Origin of the sequence: Enterococcus avium ATCC 14025, from assembly GCF_000406965.1 — a bacterium.
Lineage (GTDB): Bacteria > Bacillota > Bacilli > Lactobacillales > Enterococcaceae > Enterococcus_A > Enterococcus_A avium.
On record NZ_KE136368.1, the window covers coordinates 113,505 to 132,080 of the forward strand.

General features: G+C 40.9%; 18 protein-coding genes. 17 read left to right on the forward strand and 1 reads right to left on the reverse strand.

Translation table 11 applies throughout. From position 1 onward, the window contains the following. Positions 1-24 precede the first annotated feature (24 nt). From OMU_RS21415 to OMU_RS21470, 12 genes are all read left to right on the forward strand, one after another. The gene (locus tag OMU_RS21415) at positions 25-711 is read left to right on the forward strand and encodes a sirohydrochlorin chelatase (RefSeq protein WP_016181939.1); all 687 of its coding nucleotides are present in this window, start codon (positions 25-27) and stop codon (positions 709-711) included. A gap of 388 nt (positions 712-1,099) precedes the next feature. Continuing rightward, positions 1,100-3,538: a nitrite reductase large subunit NirB gene (gene nirB / locus OMU_RS21420; protein WP_016181940.1), complete on the forward strand. Its 2,439-nt coding sequence runs from the start codon at positions 1,100-1,102 to the stop codon at positions 3,536-3,538. Next, positions 3,531-3,845 (forward strand): nitrite reductase (NAD(P)H) small subunit, encoded by a 315-nt coding sequence (locus tag OMU_RS21425; protein WP_227150577.1) that lies wholly within the window; start codon positions 3,531-3,533, stop codon positions 3,843-3,845. Before nirB ends, OMU_RS21425 begins: the two co-directional genes overlap by 8 nt. Positions 3,846-3,847: 2 nt before the next feature. After that, entirely contained in the window at positions 3,848-4,807 is a 960-nt protein-coding gene (gene cobA, locus OMU_RS21430; protein WP_016181942.1) for a uroporphyrinogen-III C-methyltransferase, read from the forward strand. A gap of 4 nt (positions 4,808-4,811) precedes the next feature. Continuing rightward, positions 4,812-5,636 (forward strand): formate/nitrite transporter family protein, encoded by an 825-nt coding sequence (locus OMU_RS21435; RefSeq protein WP_016181943.1) that lies wholly within the window; start codon positions 4,812-4,814, stop codon positions 5,634-5,636. 16 nt (positions 5,637-5,652) lie between these two features. Next, positions 5,653-6,549 carry a hydroxymethylbilane synthase gene (hemC, locus tag OMU_RS21440; protein WP_016181944.1) on the forward strand — a complete coding sequence of 299 codons (897 nt, stop codon included), beginning with the start codon at positions 5,653-5,655 and terminating at the stop codon, positions 6,547-6,549. 246 nt (positions 6,550-6,795) lie between these two features. Continuing rightward, positions 6,796-7,101 (forward strand): PTS sugar transporter subunit IIB, encoded by a 306-nt coding sequence (locus tag OMU_RS21445; RefSeq protein ID WP_034876709.1) that lies wholly within the window; start codon positions 6,796-6,798, stop codon positions 7,099-7,101. Positions 7,102-7,104: 3 nt separating this feature from the next. Then, positions 7,105-8,370, forward strand: a complete 1,266-nt coding sequence (locus OMU_RS21450) for a PTS sugar transporter subunit IIC (protein ID WP_016181946.1) — start codon at positions 7,105-7,107, stop codon at positions 8,368-8,370. 33 nt (positions 8,371-8,403) lie between these two features. Further along, positions 8,404-8,745 carry a PTS lactose/cellobiose transporter subunit IIA gene (locus tag OMU_RS21455; RefSeq protein ID WP_016181947.1) on the forward strand — a complete coding sequence of 114 codons (342 nt, stop codon included), beginning with the start codon at positions 8,404-8,406 and terminating at the stop codon, positions 8,743-8,745. A gap of 29 nt (positions 8,746-8,774) precedes the next feature. After that, complete coding sequence (locus OMU_RS21460) at positions 8,775-10,217, forward strand: glycoside hydrolase family 1 protein (RefSeq protein ID WP_016181948.1); 1,443 nt, start codon at positions 8,775-8,777, stop codon at positions 10,215-10,217. A 54-nt stretch (positions 10,218-10,271) separates the two neighbouring features. Then, the gene (locus tag OMU_RS21465; RefSeq protein WP_016181949.1) at positions 10,272-12,167 is read left to right on the forward strand and encodes a BglG family transcription antiterminator; all 1,896 of its coding nucleotides are present in this window, start codon (positions 10,272-10,274) and stop codon (positions 12,165-12,167) included. After that, positions 12,160-12,792 (forward strand): YczE/YyaS/YitT family protein, encoded by a 633-nt coding sequence (locus OMU_RS21470; RefSeq protein ID WP_016181950.1) that lies wholly within the window; start codon positions 12,160-12,162, stop codon positions 12,790-12,792. Before OMU_RS21465 ends, OMU_RS21470 begins: the two co-directional genes overlap by 8 nt. 133 nt (positions 12,793-12,925) lie before the next feature. Here OMU_RS21470 and OMU_RS21475 read toward each other — a convergent pair whose 3' ends face one another. Further along, positions 12,926-13,774 carry a MurR/RpiR family transcriptional regulator gene (locus tag OMU_RS21475; RefSeq protein ID WP_016181951.1) on the reverse strand — a complete coding sequence of 283 codons (849 nt, stop codon included), beginning with the start codon at positions 13,772-13,774 and terminating at the stop codon, positions 12,926-12,928. 294 nt (positions 13,775-14,068) lie between these two features. Here OMU_RS21475 and OMU_RS21480 point away from each other — a divergent pair, with 294 nt between their 5' ends. From OMU_RS21480 to OMU_RS21500, 5 genes are all read left to right on the forward strand, one after another. After that, positions 14,069-15,067 carry a D-isomer specific 2-hydroxyacid dehydrogenase family protein gene (locus OMU_RS21480; RefSeq protein ID WP_016181952.1) on the forward strand — a complete coding sequence of 333 codons (999 nt, stop codon included), beginning with the start codon at positions 14,069-14,071 and terminating at the stop codon, positions 15,065-15,067. A 13-nt stretch (positions 15,068-15,080) separates the two neighbouring features. Beyond that, positions 15,081-16,184: an iron-containing alcohol dehydrogenase family protein gene (locus tag OMU_RS21485; RefSeq protein WP_016181953.1), complete on the forward strand. Its 1,104-nt coding sequence runs from the start codon at positions 15,081-15,083 to the stop codon at positions 16,182-16,184. A gap of 124 nt (positions 16,185-16,308) precedes the next feature. Then, positions 16,309-17,151 (forward strand): PTS mannose/fructose/sorbose/N-acetylgalactosamine transporter subunit IIC, encoded by an 843-nt coding sequence (locus tag OMU_RS21490; RefSeq protein ID WP_016181954.1) that lies wholly within the window; start codon positions 16,309-16,311, stop codon positions 17,149-17,151. A 25-nt stretch (positions 17,152-17,176) separates the two neighbouring features. Beyond that, positions 17,177-18,031 carry a PTS system mannose/fructose/sorbose family transporter subunit IID gene (locus tag OMU_RS21495; RefSeq protein WP_016181955.1) on the forward strand — a complete coding sequence of 285 codons (855 nt, stop codon included), beginning with the start codon at positions 17,177-17,179 and terminating at the stop codon, positions 18,029-18,031. Between the two features lie 22 nt (positions 18,032-18,053). Continuing rightward, positions 18,054-18,560, forward strand: a complete 507-nt coding sequence (locus tag OMU_RS21500) for a PTS sugar transporter subunit IIB (protein WP_016181956.1) — start codon at positions 18,054-18,056, stop codon at positions 18,558-18,560. Positions 18,561-18,576: the final 16 nt, after the last annotated feature.

Below are 18,576 nucleotides of genomic sequence, written 5' to 3' on the forward strand. Positions count from 1 at the left end.
GCTGATTTAGTTAGGAGAAGAGAAATGATCGGGATTATCTTTGTTTTACATGGTCGCAAAAACAAGCTTTCAGTTGCAAATTTTTCAGGGATTGAAGCAGCAACGAAACACCTTACGCTCCCTTATGAAATAGGGCTGCTGGAAGGTGAACATCAAACCTTAGAGATGGCTATTCAATCCTTATTATCGCGACAGGTAAGCGAGATTATTTTTCTGCCGGTGCTGCTTTTTCCAGCCACCCACGCAAATGAGGATTTACCGAAGCGTGCCCAAAAAGCGCTTAATAAGCAGGTGCCCTATCAAATCTTGCCTACTTTGGGAACAACGCATGCAGTTGAGAAATTCTTATTGCAGCAAGTGACCTCGGTGAAGGATTCAAGGGCAGAGGTACTTTTGATCGCACACGGCACACCCCATTATCAGGAACCGTTTAAGCAGCTAGCGCAAATCGCTAGTAAGCTTGAAAGGCAACTTGGACGAAGGGTCTATCCAGCTGATTATTATGGGGAGCATCCGTATCTGCCTATTTTGGAGAAGCACAGCGAACCTATGATTATTCAACGTTTATTTTTAACGGAGGGGTATCTGGCGAGAAAAATAAAAAATAATATTATTGAACACAGAGGTGCACAGGATATTCTGCTGCCTACTATGCAAGATAGCGCAGCATTAGTTTCAGCGATTCTTGAAAGACTAACGCCCTACATTTAATCGTGATTGAAAGTGGTCGCTTCAGTAAATTTCGGATTATTTTTAAGCTTCTGCCTCTGTAACATTAATTATTTGAAAAAGCAGGTGTGACTATTACTTAGGTCACATCTGCTTTTTTGACTATGAAAGAAGGTATAAAATTTTCACATGAATAAATCGCTTTACAGCAAGCATATCCATTTCCGGCTTCACGAACTAGCTTTTCTACGCAAGCTATGCATACAGTTACTGCTAAACTCCATTAAGCAGAACTAGCATATCGGCAATAAGCAAAAGCTGAGCGAGTTTGCGAAGCCTTCCTTAAATAATTAGGGGATTCCCTAATATAAAAAACACTTGATATCCTTTATTGTGATTATGTGAACAAATAGAAGCTGAGGTGGAGATAGTGAAAGAACGGTTAGTGGTAATTGGGAATGGAATGGCAGGCGTTCGTACAGTAGAAGAAATCTTGGAGCGCGATCCTGATCGGTATGAGATTACGATCATTGGAGGCGAGCAATATCCAAATTACAATCGAATTATGCTTTCGAATGTATTGCAAAAAAAAATGACAGTCGATGAAATCATTACAAACCCAACCGAATGGTATCTGGAAAATCAAATTATTCTGAAAAATGCAGATCCAGCGGTAGGTATAAACTCAGAAGTGAAAACGATCACAACTGAATCAGGGGAAGTTGTTGCCTATGACAAAATTATTTTCGCTACCGGTTCTCATCCCTTTATTCTGCCAATTCCTGGAGCAGATAAGGAAGGGGTGGCCGCTTTTCGAACAATCGACGATACGGCAGAAATGTTAGCTGCGGCAGCAAAATATTCAAAGGCGGTCGTTATTGGCGGCGGCTTGCTAGGTCTTGAAGCGGCAAAGGGATTGCAGGAGCAAGGGATGGATGTCACGGTTGTCCATCTGGCAAAATGGCTGATGGAAACACAATTAGATGAGAAGGCCGGAAAGTTATTGCAGGCAGAGCTTGAAGAGCAAGGCCTGAAATTCTTGATGGAGCATAGTACCGAAGAGATTTTAGGAAATGAGCGCGTGACAGGTATGCGTTTTTCAAACGGTACAGAAATCGAAACGGATTTGATCGTGATGTCGATCGGTATTCGTCCAGCGGTGGAGCTGGCCCGGGAAATTGGTTTAGAAGTGAATCGCGGGATCGTCGTTAATGATTACATGGAGACCAGCCTTCCGAATATCTACGGAGTCGGCGAGTGTGTCGAGCACAATGGTATTTGCTACGGACTTGTGGCACCGCTGTTCGAGCAAGGAAGAATATTGGCAGATCTGCTTACGGAGCAGCCAGAAGTTAAAGCTTATCAAGGTTCAAAGACCTTTACCTCATTAAAGGTTTCTGGTGCAGATCTTTATTCTGCCGGCAACATTTTAAATACTGAGGGTATGGACAGTATCGAAGCCTTTGACAGTGCCTCAAAAAAATATAAGAAAATTTTCTTGAAGGATGGGAAAATTCAGGGAATCGTGCTTTATGGCGACACAGATGACGGTAGTCGCTACTACAATATGATGAAAAAAGGTCAAGAAATCAACGAGCTGGATCTGCAGACGATTGCTGTGCTTCAAGCAATTGGTGAAGGAGCAGGCATGGGGACGGACGTTGTCGAATGGGAAGATGACGAAACAGTTTGCGGCTGTAATGGCGTTGATAAGGGCACGATTTTGCGTTCAATTCGTGAAAAGGGCTTGTCCAGTGTCGGAGAAGTTGGAAAGGTCACGAAAGCTGGTACCTCCTGTGGAAAGTGTAAGCCGCAGGTCCAAACCTTATTAGAATATGAACTGGGGGATGCCGTTACCACGGCAACGGGTATCTGTCCTTGTACAGATTTAAATCGTGATCAGGTCGTTACACAAATCTATGCTAAGCATCTGACAAGTACGCAAGCGGTCTTTGCTGAACTAGATTGGCGTAACGTTGAGGGCTGTTCTAAATGCCGTCCTGCGGTCAATTTCTATCTGAATGTCGCTTGGCCTGCGGAGCATGAAGATGAACGAGATTCACGAGTAGTCAATGAACGAATGCACGCCAATATTCAAAAGGACGGGACTTTCTCAGTTATCCCAAGAATGCGCGGCGGACAAACGACCCCGCAACAGCTAATTAAACTGGCTCAAGTAGCGGAGCGCTACAATGTTCCATTAGTAAAGGTAACGGGTTCGCAGCGTATCGGCTTATACGGAGTGACGAAACAAGATTTGCCTAAAATTTGGGAAGAGCTAGATATGGTCGCTGCCCAAGCTTATGGAAAAGTGTTCCGTTCGGTTAAGACCTGTGTCGGGCAAAGCTTCTGTCGCTTTGGCACCCAGAAGACGATGGAACTAGGAATTAAAATCGAAGAAAACTTTGAGTATATTGATACACCACACAAATTCAAGGTAGGTGTTTCTGGCTGTCCGCGAAGCTGTGTGGAATCAGCAGTCAAGGACTTTGGAATCATCGGTGTTGAAAATGGCTTCCAAATCCTAATTGGAGGAAATGGCGGGACTGAGCTAGTAGAAGCGCAGCATTTAGTGACCGTTGAAACGGAAAAGGAAGTCATAGAACTATGTGGCGCAATGCTGCAATACTATCGAGAAACTGGAATTTATGGTGAACGAACAGCGCCGTGGGTGGAGCGAATAGGGTTTGAAAATGTTAAGGCTGTTTTGTTGGATGCTGAGAAACGTCAAACACTTTGGGACAGTCTTAATCAAGCGATTGCGGCTAAAGCCCGCCAGGATTCATGGGGACCAATTACCAAGGACGTGGATTTAAGAGAAAAAATGTATACCATTGAACGGCCAGAATTAGTGGGAGTAGGTGAATAAGTTGACAAAATTATTAGCAACAAAAAAAGCGAAGTTAATTCCGCGAATTGGCCGCTTGATTGATTTGCAGGGAGAAAGAATCGCTCTTTTTCAGCTTTCCGATGGACGAGTCTGTGCGATCGAAGATTACTGTCCGTTAACGCAGGGACCTGTGTTAGAAGGAATTGTATCGGGGGAATATTTGTACGAACCAATGCGTGAATATAAGATTTCATTGATTGATGGAAAGATTCAAGAGCCTGATGAGGGACAGCTAAGAGTTTTTCCAGTAGAAATCATTGATGATGACATTTATATAGAGGTTTAGTGATGATTTCATTTGTTGGAGCTGGTCCGGGTGATATTGAATTACTGACCCTCAAAGGAAAAAAGCGTCTGCAGGAGGCCGATGCGGTGATCTACGACCGCTTAGTCAATCCTTTGCTGCTGTTTTACTGCAAACCAGATTGTGTGTTTCTTTATGTGGGGAAGACACCGTATCAGTCAAGTATGCAGCAAGAGACAATCAACCAATTATTGCTGGATACACACAAAAATCCCAGCAAAATTGTTCGTTTAAAAGGAGGAACGCCCGAAATATTTGGCCGTTTAACAGAAGAACTGGAAGTAGTTACCGGTAATAATATCGCATTTGAAATAATTCCCGGTATTTCATCTGCTAGTGGCTCAGCAGCCTATAACGGTATTCCCCTAACTGAACGGGGGCAGGCAAGAGCAGTTACCTTTATGACTGCTCATTTAAAAATGAATGAGGAAGTTCTCTTGCCTGAACATCCTCCTGAACAGACGCTTTGTATCTACATGGGGATCGAGGCATTGCCAAAGCTCATTTTACAGTTGGTAAACCAAGGTTTTTCTGCGAATACGAAGATTGCAGTCATTAGCTGGGGGACCTATGGAAGACAAAAGAAAGTGTGCGGGACATTTTCAACGATTGAAGGCCTTATCGCAAAAGAAAGGGTTAAAAATCCGGCAATGATTTTAATTGGCGAAGTGGTTTCAAACGAACGCCGATTCAATTGGTTTGAACAGCTGCCAGCATTTGGCAAACGGTATCTGCTTGTTTCAACACGTTCGCCGACTATCGACGAACTGATTCACTACACAAGTGTCGGAGCGGATATTTGGTGGCACCAGGTAGGAGAAATGCGCGACAAACGCTTCGATCCTATCAGTGAACGTTATTTATCAGAACAGCAATTCGAAGAGGTCAAATTCATAGATTCGACTTCAGAAAAACTGTTTTGTTCTTTAAAAAAAGGAGAGTGAAAGGATGTCATTATCACCGAAGGATTTAGTAGATGAAGCGATTACGCGAGGAAAGGCCAAGGCGAATTACAGTCTGTTAACTATCGCTGTGTTAGGAACGATGGCGGGAATCTTTATTGGCTTAGCCGGAGTTGCAATGATCCGTACGATGGGATCAATGCCAAAGGAATGGGGCACCTTAGTGAATTTGCTGGGAGCAGTTGTTTTTCCCTTTGGTCTCATTTGCTTATTATTAGTTGGCGGCGAATTGGTTACAGGAAATATGATGGCAGTCAGCATGGCCTTATATGCAAAGGAAATCACGCTGAAGCAATGGGTACGTAATATGTTTTTTGTTACAGTGTTTAATTTGGTTGGCGCTTTAGCAGTCGCTGTATTTTTTGGCTATTTTTCGAACACCTTGCAGGGAGATTTTGTCGGTCGGACGATTGCGGTGGCTCAAGGGCGTGTGGCAGATGGCCCGTTACAGGCATTTTTATCAGGAATTGCATGTAACATCTTAGTTTGCACAGGGGTCTATATGAATATGGCCTCTCGAGATTTTATTGGTAAAATATTCGGTACGTGGCTGCCTGTCGCAGGGTTTGTCATCGCAGGCTATCAGCATGTTGTGGCGAATATGTTTTTGGTAGCTGCTGGAGTGTTAGCAGGTGGATTAACGATTGGCCAATTCATTGAAAATATGGTATTCGTCTGGACGGGAAATCTAGTTGGCGGCGGCGTTATTCTAGCTGGCATGTACTTCCTTGCCTTTAAAGTGGGGATGAAACAAAACACCGAAGGATTGGAAAGTACGAAGACTTCCTCTATAATAGTGGAGGAAAAATAATTGATCGAGGAATACGATGAGAAAATTAAAGGTTGGGACAAGAAAGAGTCCCTTAGCCATGAAGCAAACACAAATTGTGATAAATTTGTTAATGACACACTGTCCACAGCTGGAAATCGAAATTGTCGGACTTTCTACTAAAGGCGATCGACTGCAGCAGGCACCTTTGACTCAAATTGGAGGAAAAGGTGTCTTTGTTAAGGAAGTCGAATACCAGCTGCAACAAAAAAAGATCGATTTTGCCGTACATAGCTTAAAAGATATGCCCGCCAACCTTCCTGACGACCTCATTCTAGCAGCTACGCCTAAACGTGCACAGCCATGGGATTGTCTGATTTTGAAGAATGACGCTGTACTTGAAGCTGAAAAAGAGGTAACGATTGGTACAAGTAGTCTGCGAAGAGCAAAACAGTTAGCGATGAAGTATCCTAATATGCGATTTGTTCCGATCCGTGGGAAAATAGAAACCCGTTTGGAGAAGATGGTAAGAGAAAAGATGGACGGGACTGTTCTTGCTTGCGCTGGATTAGAACGAATGAACTATTTTGATCAATTATCTAGCTATAAGATATTGCCTCCAGAATTATGTGTCCCTGCAATTGGTCAGGGGATTTTAGGTGTTGAATGTCGAAAAGAAGATCGCGAGGTTTTTGATTTGTTAGTTCAAATAACGGATGAAAAAACATCTTCAGCGGCAACGGCAGAACGTTTCTTTTTACGTCAAATGAATGGCAATTGCGACCTTCCGATCGGGGCCTTCGCCGAGAAAAATGGGCAGGTATGGGATTTCTATGCTTTTTTGGCCGAGAATATGGATGCTACAGGCAGACAGCTTCACTTGTTAGGAGACGATCCGCTATCCTTAGCGGAACAGGCGGTCAAGGAGTTATTTTCTCAAAAAACCTATTGTTGATATGAAAGAAAGATTTCGTGGTCATTAGGATCACGGAGTCTTTTTTTGCGATTTGTTAAGGTTGAGATGTAGATGTCGTTTTTAACCAAAAATAGAACAAGTTGGTTAGCCAAATCGTATGCTTGAGTTAGCTTTGGCAAAATTAGGAATACTTGAATTTCCCATTGCTAGGAAAAAAGTAAGTTTGTGAGGCCAGCATAGATTTTCCTATAATAAGCTTGTAAATAAATGAAAGTGGTGAAGAAAATGAAAAACATCTTGTTAATTTGCGGTTCAGGTGCTTCAAGTGGCTTTATGGCAGCGGCGATCAGAAAAGCAGCCAAAAAAAGAAAGGTTGAAGTAACAGTTAAGGCTGCCAGCGAATCGCAATTGGACGATCGGATTAATGAAATCGATTACTTGCTGATAGGACCACATTTGTCTTATATGCTAAATGATCTTCAAGAGCAAACCAAAGACAAAAATGTCAAGGCGGCAGTGATTCCGCAAGCAGTTTATGGGACGTTGAATGGAGAGAAAGCGTTGGATTTGATTTTAAAAATGGAGGGTTAACTGATGGATAAAATTATGAATTTTATGACGAATTCCTTTGCTCCTAAAGTGAATAAAGTAGTAAAAAATCCTTGGATTTCCGCTATTCAGGATTCGATCATGGTGGCATTGCCGCTAGTTTTTGTCGGCTCATTAGTAACCGTGGTGTCACTATTAAAAAATATTTTCAGCGGCATGCCTGATTTTTCCATGATTAGCAATTTTTCATTTGGGATGTACGCATTAGTAGTAGCGTTTTTAATTCCTTATTACTTGATGGAGAAAAAAGGCTATGGTGGTCAGAAGCTGATTTCTGGTGCAGCTTCACTGGTATTATTCATGATGCTGCTTTTTCCAACAATGACAGCCGACGGTGAGGCGGTCTTCATTCTTTCTCGCTTCGGTGCTACAGGTATGTTTTTATCAATGATTACTGGACTATTTGTCGGTTTTGTCATGAATTTTGCTGTGAAGTATTCCTTCTTTGATGAAGATACACCGATTCCCGATTTTGTCGTAGGTTGGTTCAATAGTTTACTGCCAATCACCTTTATCTTACTGGTAGGCTGGCTGATCACATTCCAATTCAAAATCGATTTCTTTGATGTTGTCTTGCTAGTCTTCAGTCCATTGGCAAGCATTGTCCAATCGTATCCGGGCTTTGTGTTATCCGTTTTCATTCCTGTATTTCTATATACATTCGGGATTTCTGGCTGGGTAATGATGCCTGTGGTTTATCCGGTTTACATGTCAGGTTTGGCAGCGAATGCTGAAGCTGTGGCAAATGGTGGACAAGCAATCAACATCGCTACTCAAGAAACCTGTTACGCCTTTTCGTTGATGGGTGGGATCGGAACAACATTGGCTTTATCTGTGATGATGCTTTTGTTGAGTAAATCTGCGCAATTAAAAGCAATCGGTAAAGCAGTCATCATTCCTTCGATCTTTAACATCAATGAACCATTGGTATTTGGAGCACCGATCGCCTTTAATCCTTACTTGATGGTGCCAATGTGGATCAATAGTATTATTGTTCCAACGATTGCTTATGTAACAATGTCACTAGGATTAGTCAACATACCGTCTAGCACATTTCTGTTGTGGTATATGCTATATCCATTTACATCTTACTTGGCGACGCAGGATTGGCGAGCGATTGTTGTATGTGTGTTGATTTTTGCCATTACGTGGCTGATATTCCTGCCGTTCTTTAAGGCCTATGACAATTCATTGGTAAAACAAGAAGCTCAGGAGGCCATGGAGGAAGCAGAGGCAGAAGCCGTTCATTAAAAATAACTATAAGCTATTAGCAGGAGGTCGCATATGGAAGAGACAAAGCATTTAGAGGAGAATGATCAATTAAATCAATTATCGATGAACATTTTGGTTCATGCGGGAAACGCACGTGATCATCTCGTTCATTCTTTGGAAAGTTTAGAAGCAATGGATTTTACTACAGCAAAGCAAGAGGTTCAGGCCGCACGTAAAGAGGTAGTGATTGCTCACGGTTTGCAGACAGATACACTGCAATTAGAAGCCTCAGGTGAACAGATTCGTTATTCAACCTTGTTTTGCCACGCACAAGATACCTTAATGACAGCGCAAAGTGAAATCTTAATCGGTGAACATTTGGTTCGCTTGTTTGAAGCATTTAGTCAAAAATAAACAGTACAATTATTCAAGGAGGAATTTCATTGGAAAAATATCAAATACCAAAAGACTTTTTATGGGGCGGTGCCATCGCGGCTAATCAGGCAGAGGGCGCCTATAAAGTTGATGGAAAAGGCGTCAGTCTTGCGGACTTGCACAAGTATTATCCAGATAAAAGCAATGCTGAGATTGCAGAGGAACAGCATAAGGGGATGTCTTTGGCAGATGTGAAGGCTAACCTAGCGGATACGGAAGGTTATTATCCAAAACGTCATGGGATTGACTTTTATCATACCTATGAATCAGACTTGGAATTACTCAGCGAAATGGGCTTCAAGACCTTTCGTACATCCATTGACTGGACTCGAATTTTTCCGACTGGTGATGAAACGGAGCCCAATGAAGAGGGATTGGCCTACTATGATCGGTTGATTGATAAGATAATTGAACTGGGAATGGAGCCGATCATTACTATTTTACATTACGAGACACCTGTTGAAATTACGTTGAAATATGGCGGCTGGAACAATCGCAAAGTGATTGATTTATTTGTTAAATATGGAAAAGTAGTCTTAGAACGCTATCAAACAAAGGTAAAATATTGGATCGTGATTAATCAAGTCAATCTGATTCAGTTTGAGCCCTTTAACTCAACGGCGATTCCTTATGATACGGTAGATAATTATGAGGAAGCCAGCTTTCAAGCGGTTCATCATCAGTTTGTAGCAAGTGCTAAATTGGCAGCCTATGCCAAAACAATCAATCCTGATATGATGATTGGTACAATGATGGCTGATTGTACGGCGTATCCTTACTCCTGCGATCCTGACGATGTGAACTTGGCCTTGCGTCGAAATCGTATGCAATATTTCTATACTGATGTTCAATTCCAAGGAGCCTATCCACAATATGCCTTGAATTACTTTGCTGAAAATGACATCCACCTAGAAATTACTGATGAGGACAAACAATTGTTGAAGGATCATCCAATGGATTATTTAGCCCTGTCTTATTACTACTCGCAAATGGTCGACGCTTCAAAAAATACGATGAGCCCATCTTCTGTGACACCAAATCCGAACTTGAAGGCTAATCCGTGGGGGTGGGCGGTTGATCCGCAGGGGCTGTACAATTCATTATCCCAATACTGGGATCGCTATCACAAATCCATTATCATTGCGGAGAATGGTTTTGGCATGTATGACAAATTGGAGGATGGAAAGGTTCATGACGATTATCGTATTTCCTATCTATCTGAGCATATTGCCCAAATGAAACGCGCTATGTATGACGGCGCTGACGTGATCGCCTATTGTGCTTGGGGCCCGATTGATATTATCAGCTGTTCTTCTGCCCAGATGGAAAAACGCTATGGCTTCATTTATGTCGATCTGGATAATGAAGGAAAAGGCTCTGGTCAACGAATCAAAAAAGATAGCTTTGACTGGTACAAACAGGTGATTGCTTCAAACGGCGAGACATTATAATCAATTGAAAAGTTGATCTTTGTGATCAACTTTTCTTTGAATGGAGGTGTAAATGTGCTGACTAAAAAAGAAAAAGAGCTGATTGATTATTTAAATAAAAAAGCTCGTTGGGTAACCTCAGATGAACTAGCTGAATTTAGCAGTTGCACCACTCGTACGATTCGTAATCGTATTGCCAAGATCAATCAAAACAATCCAGCGCTTATTTTAACCAGTCATCGCGGCTACCAGCTGAATGGGGAAGTAGGTATCGAGTCAGGCGGCACCGAGGATCGCAAATCTCGAATCTTTTTGGAGCTGTTGAAGCATTCGTCGGAGGGAGTCGACTTTTATGAATTGGCGGAGAAGCTTTTCATCTCTGAATCTACGTTAAAAAATGATATCCAGCAATTAAAAAAAGAAATCACCAACGATGCGATTCAAATTGTTTTCGAACAAGATTATATTAAGCTGACGGGACCAGAACGGGCAAAGCGACGTTATCTTATCTCACTTTTATACAATGAAAGTGACCTGCAGGAAAAGCTGAAGGTCAGTATTCAGCAAATGATTGGGTATATTTCGCTGGAAAAGCTGCAGCAGACGATTCAAAACGTGTTGACTGAAAACAATATCCAGATCAATCAATACTCGCTGAATAACATCGTACTCCACTTCGCTATCAGTATTGAACGTATTCGCCAAGGGCATAGCCTAAAGAAAAGCTTGAATGAAAATCCCGCACAAAACAGTCCGGAATTCTTAATCGCAGAAGAAATCAGCAATCAATTGGCACAGCAATACGGTATTCATTTTTCCCATGCAGAATTAGAGCAATTGTCATTATTATTTATTGGCATGCAAAATGAAAACTTAGCAAAGGAAAAGAATCAGCAGCTCTCCAGCTTTGTTGATCCCAAAATCATCAGCGCCTTAAAGGATGTCTTAGCCGAGGTAGAGCGGACCTATTTAGTCGAATTGAACGATGAGGAATTTTTCAATAAATTAGCGATTCATCTACAAAGTCTGTATTATCGTTCTCACTACGAAACCTTTACTCGCAATAGCAGCTTGTTGGATTTAAAAACAGCCTATCCGTTGATTTATGATCTAGCCGTGTACATTTCTTCTTTAATTCAAGATCGCTTAGCTATCTGGTTCAATGATGACGAAATTTCATTCATTGCTTTACATATTGGGTCATTTCTTGAAACGCAAAAGCATTTTCGTAATCAGATTACCATTCAATTAGTAGTGAACGATTATCATGATATTGGCAGAAATCTAAGGAAAGAAATTGAAGAACGCCTCGGAGAAAATATCAACGTCATAGTGACGGAAAAATGGAAAGCTGCGAATGCTGATTATGATTTATTGCTAACGACAGATCGGGAAACAGCTTCTAAAAACGAAGGGGCCGTTTTTATCCATCCTTTTTTAACCGACAAAGATGTTAAAAAAATTGAAAAACGAATTGATGCCTTAAAATCACAGCGGGAAAAAAGACGCATGTATCAAACCATCGAAAAATTCATTTTGCCAGAATTGTATTTCAATCAGTTTGATCCTGCTGGATTAACGCCGATGGAAATACGAAGTCAAATCAATCAACGAATGGTCAATGAACACTTTGTGGACGCTCATTTCTTAGAAAAGGTAGAAAAGCGTGAGCGGATGTCTCCAACCAGCTTTCCATCAGGAATCGCAGTCCCCCATTCTGTCGAGCTGGAAGCCAAAAGAAGCGGAGTGGCAATCATGACGCTGCAAGAACCATTGGTTTGGGCTGATCATACGATTAAGCTAATCGCTTATATTGCTATTAATAAAGAAGAAGCAAATGAATTCAATGATTTTTTTGAGAAATTTATTGAGATTGTTTCAGAACCGATCAATACCAAGCAGTTGAGTATGAGCGAAGATTATGAGGCGTTTATTTTACGTTTGAAGGCGATGGTGGAGGCCGATGAGTAAAAACTTTCTAGGCCGGTTGTTCTTAGTGATTTTTGGTACGATCTTGATGGGTCTTGGAATCGAAATGATCGTGGTGGCCAATCAAGGCTTTGATTCTGTTAGTACGTTGATCTTAGGCTTAATGCAACATACAGCGATTCCTTTTGGACGCTGGAGTCAATTGATAAGCTTCCTATTTTTATTGATGACTTTTTTGTATAATCGCAGGATTTTAGGAATCGGCAGTCTCATCAATACATTCCTAGTTGGTGAGACCATCAATCGAACGGCAAATATTTTTCAATCCATCGATTTTTTTCAGAACAGTATGGGAAGTTCTGTTTTAGGCTTTTGTGTAATGGCACTAGGCACAGCGATCTATTTAACAGGTGGTTTAGGTTCAGGTCCATTGGAGGGAATGATGTTTTGTGTCTGCGATTGTTTACAGGTTTCTCTGCAAAAGGGCAGAATCATACTAGATTTTATCATTGTCGTTAGTGGAATACTTTTAGGCAGTACCTTTGGCGTTGGCACAGCCTTTGCTATTTTTCTCTTAGGTCCTATGATCCAGCTTTGCTTATCTTTGTTAAAACGAGTTGCTGTAAGTAGCACAACGTTTCGCAGTAAAAAGCAATTATCAAAATAAAATTGGTCTTTTAAAGGATGTACAAAGTCTTGCGCATCCTTTTCGTAAGAGCGAGAAGAAGAGAACCGTTTAATAAAAAAAGCACTACGTTAATTAGTTGGTGATTCCAAAACTAATTGACGTAGTGCTTTTTTTATTCCTTTAAACTCAAGATGACTTTTCGAACTTTGGAAATCGTTTCTTGCGCATTTTTACTGTTATAGAACATCAAAATCACGTAAAGGGAATCGATGATGCTCAATTGAGCAATTCGGGAAGCCAATGCTTCAGAGCGGAATTCGATTTCCTCAGAGATGGAGATAAAGACGACATCGCCTAATTTAGCTAAGGGTGAATTGGCCTGGCTAGTAATAATAATGACTTTTGTTCCAGCTTTTTTGACAGCTTCGGCCATATGGATGGTTTCCTTTGATTTGCCTGAATGGGAAATAAACAGAGCACAATCTTCATCCGTAAGTAAAGAGGCCTCCATTAACTGAATATGGTAATCCGTACTATGCCCAACGGAAATAGGAGAACGTAAAAACTTATGGTAGGCATCGGTGGCTACGATTTCTGATCCGCCGACGCCAAAGAAATACAGCCGCCTGGATTCGGAGATCATTTTAACCGCCTTTTTTAAATCCTCTTCCTTTAGTAATTTTTTCGTGTCGGTCAAAGTAGTCATGTTTGAATCGAAAACTTTTTGGGCCATCGTTAATTCAGAATCGTCCTTTTGAACATTTTCGTGAATCGTCACAGCCGTTAAATCATTTTCTTGCTTCAATAAAGCCATTTTAAAATCCTTAAAGCCGTTAAAGCCTAAAGTTTTGGTGAATTGAAAGAAAGTAGAGTCAGCGATTCCCAGTTCAGCAGAAAGATCACTGATAGAGCTATGACTAACTTTGTTTGGATTTTTCAATATGTAATCGGCAATGGCTTGTTCTTTCGGACTAAAATGCTTATACATTGATTTAATTTGTAAGTGAATAGGGCTAGACATCAGCGTTCCTCCTTCATTCAGTAGTAGTTACTCATAAGATACTAGGAAATAAATAAAAAATCAACAAAAATATTTTTTATTTTTTCTATTTACAAAAAAATATTTTTTGTATAATGGAGACATAAGATTGAATGCGTTATCAGAAATCGGTTTACTTATCGTCATTCGATTTGTAGGATGCTTTGTTTTTTTTAAAAAGGAGATGAACGGAATAAAAAAAGGTAGATAAGGTCTAGATAGAGCAGAGAAATTGGCATCATGAGTTGCAAAGCAAGTCTAAAAGGAGCTTTAAACATGGGAAAATACAAAATAGCGATCGTCAATTCAAGTAGTTTTGGAAAAATCTTCCATGAGCAGTTGGAGCGTTTGGAGAAGATCGGCGAGGTTCAGTCATTCACTGTTGATGGAGAGATCGGCGGACGTGAGCTGGCAGAATTATTAAAGGGCTACAATATCATTATTGCGAGTGTCACCCCATTTTTCACACAGGAATTTTTTGATCATAAGGATGAACTCATTTTAATAACAAGACATGGAATCGGCTACAACAATATTGATATTGAAGCAGCACGTAAGCACGGGACACTTGTTTCAATTATTCCAGCTTTAGTGGAAAGAGACGCAGTTGCAGAAAACAATATTACGAATCTGTTAGCCCTCTTAAGAAAAACAGTTGAAGCAGATTTAAGCGTCAAAAACGATAGCTGGGAGGATCGAGCAAAGTTTGTCGGTCGAACACTGTTTAATAAAACCGTTGGAGTTATTGGCGTCGGAAATACCGGCAGCTGTGTCGTAGAAACCTTACGAAACGGATTTCGTTGCAATGTTTTAGCCTACGATCCGTATAAATCAGCACTGCATATTGAAAGCTATGGTGCAAAAAAAGTGGACCTGCCGCATTTACTAAAAGAGTCAGATATCATTTGCCTTTGCGCTAGTTTAAATGAAGAAAACTATCATATGATCTCTACAGCTGAAATTGCGCAAATGAAGGACAATGTGTATCTTTCCAATAGCGCTCGGGGAGCATTATTAGACGAAGAAGCAATTGTCAGCGCTTTAAAATCTGGAAAAATCGCTGGTTTAGCGACAGATGTTTTAGAAGAAGAGCCAGGACGTAAGGATCATCCGTATCTTGCCTTTCGCAATGTGGTTATGACGCCGCACACTTCCGCTTATACGATGGAATGTTTGCAAGAAATGGGAGCGAAATGTCTGCGAGATGTTGAAGATGTCGTTGCTGGGAAGGTCCCTGAGCGTTCAGTTCAAGCTCAAAGCAATGTTTTAAGTTAGAAAGGAGCGGAAAATGCTAACTGATTTGAAGGTTAAAGTAGGCCCGCAGTTTTATCGGTACCATGTGGGAGCGATTGATTTTGTTTCCGATTTGTTACAAGAATTTTCAGCGAAAAATGTTTTAATCGTTCATGGACAGATTTCCTTTGAAAAGGCCAAACCTTTCTTGAAATTTTTAAATGAACGAACGTATAACTTCCATTTTCTACAGTACACTGGCGAGTGCAGCTACTATGGAGCAGAACGAATTGCCAAAGTAGTAAAAGAGCAGGAAATTGATTTTATCATTGGTGTCGGCGGCGGAAAGCTGACGGATCTAGTCGGCTATGCCTCTCATACCTTAAACATTCAGTATGGTGTGATTCCGACGCTTGCAAGTAATTGCGCGCCGTGGACACCACTTTCAGTGATGTATAAGGAAAGCGGTGAATCAGAAGGGAAAAGCGAACATTTTCTACGACAGGCGGCCTTTTTTATCACTGATCCTAAATTAATCATTGATGCGCCCGTTAACTATTTTGTGGCAGGCTTGGCTGACACAATCGCGAAATGGTATGAGTCAGATGCAATCTTACAACAAGAGCATTTAAAAAATGAACCCTTCTTACAAATTGCCGGCTATACATCGGAATTATGTAAAAAAGCCATTTTAGATCATTCTGCAAAGGCAATCAAGGATATGGAGGCGGGCGAAGTATCAGAAGAATTCATTCATTTATCTGAAATTGTCTTCGCCGTTGCCGGTTTGGTCGGCGAGTTAGGTGACAAATACGCGAGAAATGCCATCGCTCATGCCATGCATGATGGGATGAGCAAGTATATTCCTGAAAGTCATGAGTTTCTGCACGGAGAAAAAGTCGCTTATGGAATTTTTTATCAGCTGGCTGTTGAGAAAAAGTGGGAGCAAATTGATGATTTATTACCATTTTATCAAGAGCTTTCTCTACCAACATCCTTGAAGCAAATGCAGCTTTTCCCCGAAGAGGATAGTGTTCTAGATCAAATCGTAGAATTCATTGATTCAAAGGAAAAGGTTCATCTACTGCCAATACCAATTACAGTGGATTTATTGAAGGATTCGATTTTTGAATTAGAAGCATATATTAATGAACGGTAAAAAAGCTGTTTGCTTATCCAGACGTTAGAGCTGGATAGTCGATTAGTTGGATACGATACAGATAAGAATATTAAGTATTTTTGTGAAAAACAGGAAGAATACTCGATAGAATAAGGAGGAACTTATGGATACTTTAAGTGTTATGCAGAGTCTATTGATTGCGTTATGGGTCGCTGCGGTTATGTCCAGATGGCTTGGAGGAGGAGCAACACTGACCTTGCGCTTCTCGCCTTTGATGACAGGATTAGTTGTTGGAATTGTTATGGGCGATGTTGCTCAAGCGATGATTGTTACTGCTGCCCTGCAAATGATTTATATGGGGGTTTTCTCACCAGGGGGATCAATGCCTGCTGAACCATCGATCGCTGCAGCTATTGCTGTTCCAGTCGCATTATTAGGGAATTTGAAACCAGAAGCGGCCATCGCGGTTGCTGTGCCAGTTGGATTATTAGGAAGCTATTTGTATCAATTCCGTTTCTTTATCAATACATTCTTAGGAAAATATACTGATAAAGCAGTGGAAGATTTGAATGCGAATGCGATTAAACGTTCAATTATTTTATACCCGACAATTGCATCATTTGTCTTGTTCGTACCGCTAGTATTTATCGCTCTTTATTTAGGAGCACCAGTCATTGCAGATGTCATCAATGCCTTAGAAGGAACCGTGGTCATTCACATCCTTGAAGTAGTGGGTGGCGGATTAGCCGCGATTGGTATTGCGACGACGGTTTATGTTATCGGTCGTAAAGACTACATGGTCTTTTTCTTCCTTGCTTATTTCATGAGTGTAGTATTGAAGTCTCTAGAAATCACAATGGTGACTTACGCGATTTTTGGGATCTTGATTGCGTTGATCTTTGTACAGTCGCAAAAGGGAAGAGGCGCAGCACCAGCAGCTGAATCTGCAGCGCCAAGCTCTGGAGCTACCTTTGATGATGACGATGATTATGATGACGGATTTTAATGAAGAGAAATAGGAGGGAAAACACATGGCGGAAGTAACAAATAAAAGTTTAGCACCTGAAGAAATTACCAGTAAAGATGTCACAAAAGCGTATCTAAGATGGCACTTTGCCAATGAAATACCTCATTCCTTTGAACGTTATTTGGCACCGTCCTTACTTTATGCGATGATGCCGATCTTGAAGAAATTATATAAAGACGATGATGCCTTAAAAGCAGCCTATAAGCGCCAGCTGTTATTTTTCAACACACAATTGAGCTGGGGCGGCGGTGTTATCACTGGTTTGATGTCATCGATGGAGCAACAACGAGCGCAAGAAGAATATGAGAAAAAAGAAATTCTGATGCAAGATGATTTAATGTATAACACAAAAGCAGGTTTGATGGGCGCACTCGCTGGAATCGGTGATGCGATTGACTCAGGAACGGTTCAATATATTTTTATTGCCATCGCTGTTCCTTGGGCGCAACAGGGAAGTGCTTTAGGTGCGTTGTTCCCATTTGTATTCTTTGCGATTTACCAAGCTGCGTTGGGTGTGTTCTTTGCGAGACAATCATTCACGATGGGACGTAACGCTACTGGATTAATGCAAAGTACCGGTGTTCAAACAGCTATTGAAGCACTTTCCGTATTAGGGCTGTTCATGATGGGGATTTTAGCTGGTAACTATGTAAAAGTAGAGTCGACACTAAAATTTGCGATCTCAGGAAGGAAGTTCGTTATTCAAGAAATTCTTGACCAGATCGTTCCAGGTATTTTACCGTTAGCAGTTGTTATGGGTGTTTATTGGTTCTATACGAAAAAAGGTCTGAAAGTAACGCAAGCATTGCTCTGGCTGACCTTAATCCTAATCATTTTAGCCGGAGTCGGAATCTTATAATTTTAAAAAGGAAGTGTGTGAAATGGGCGTAATTAATTTAGCTCGAGTAGATGAGCGTTTAATCCATGGACAAGTAATGATGACCTTATCACAAAAAAGCGGAGTAAATTCAATTTTTGTGGTTGATGAAGTAGTAGCAAAAGATAAATTCATGCGTGATCTATATAAAAATGCTGGAAGTCGAACCGGACAAAAGACGATTGTGATCACACCAGAAAAAGCGAAGTTTTATTGGGATGAATTCAATTTTAAAGAATACAACTGTATTTTGATCACGAAAACAGTCAGTGTTATCTATGACTTAGTTAAACACGGTGTGCCGATGAAGGAACTGAATATCGGAGGGATCGCTCAAAAAGATCCCGATAAAGATATCTTAGTGACAAAATCTGTTTACTTGAACAAAGAAGACGCGGAACGGTTAAAGGATATGCATGAGAATTATGGTGTTGAAGATATTTATTTCCAAGCCACACCATCGGCACCAAAATCTAGTTTAAAAGATGTATTGAAGCAATTTAATCTATAAAAACACAGGAGGAAGA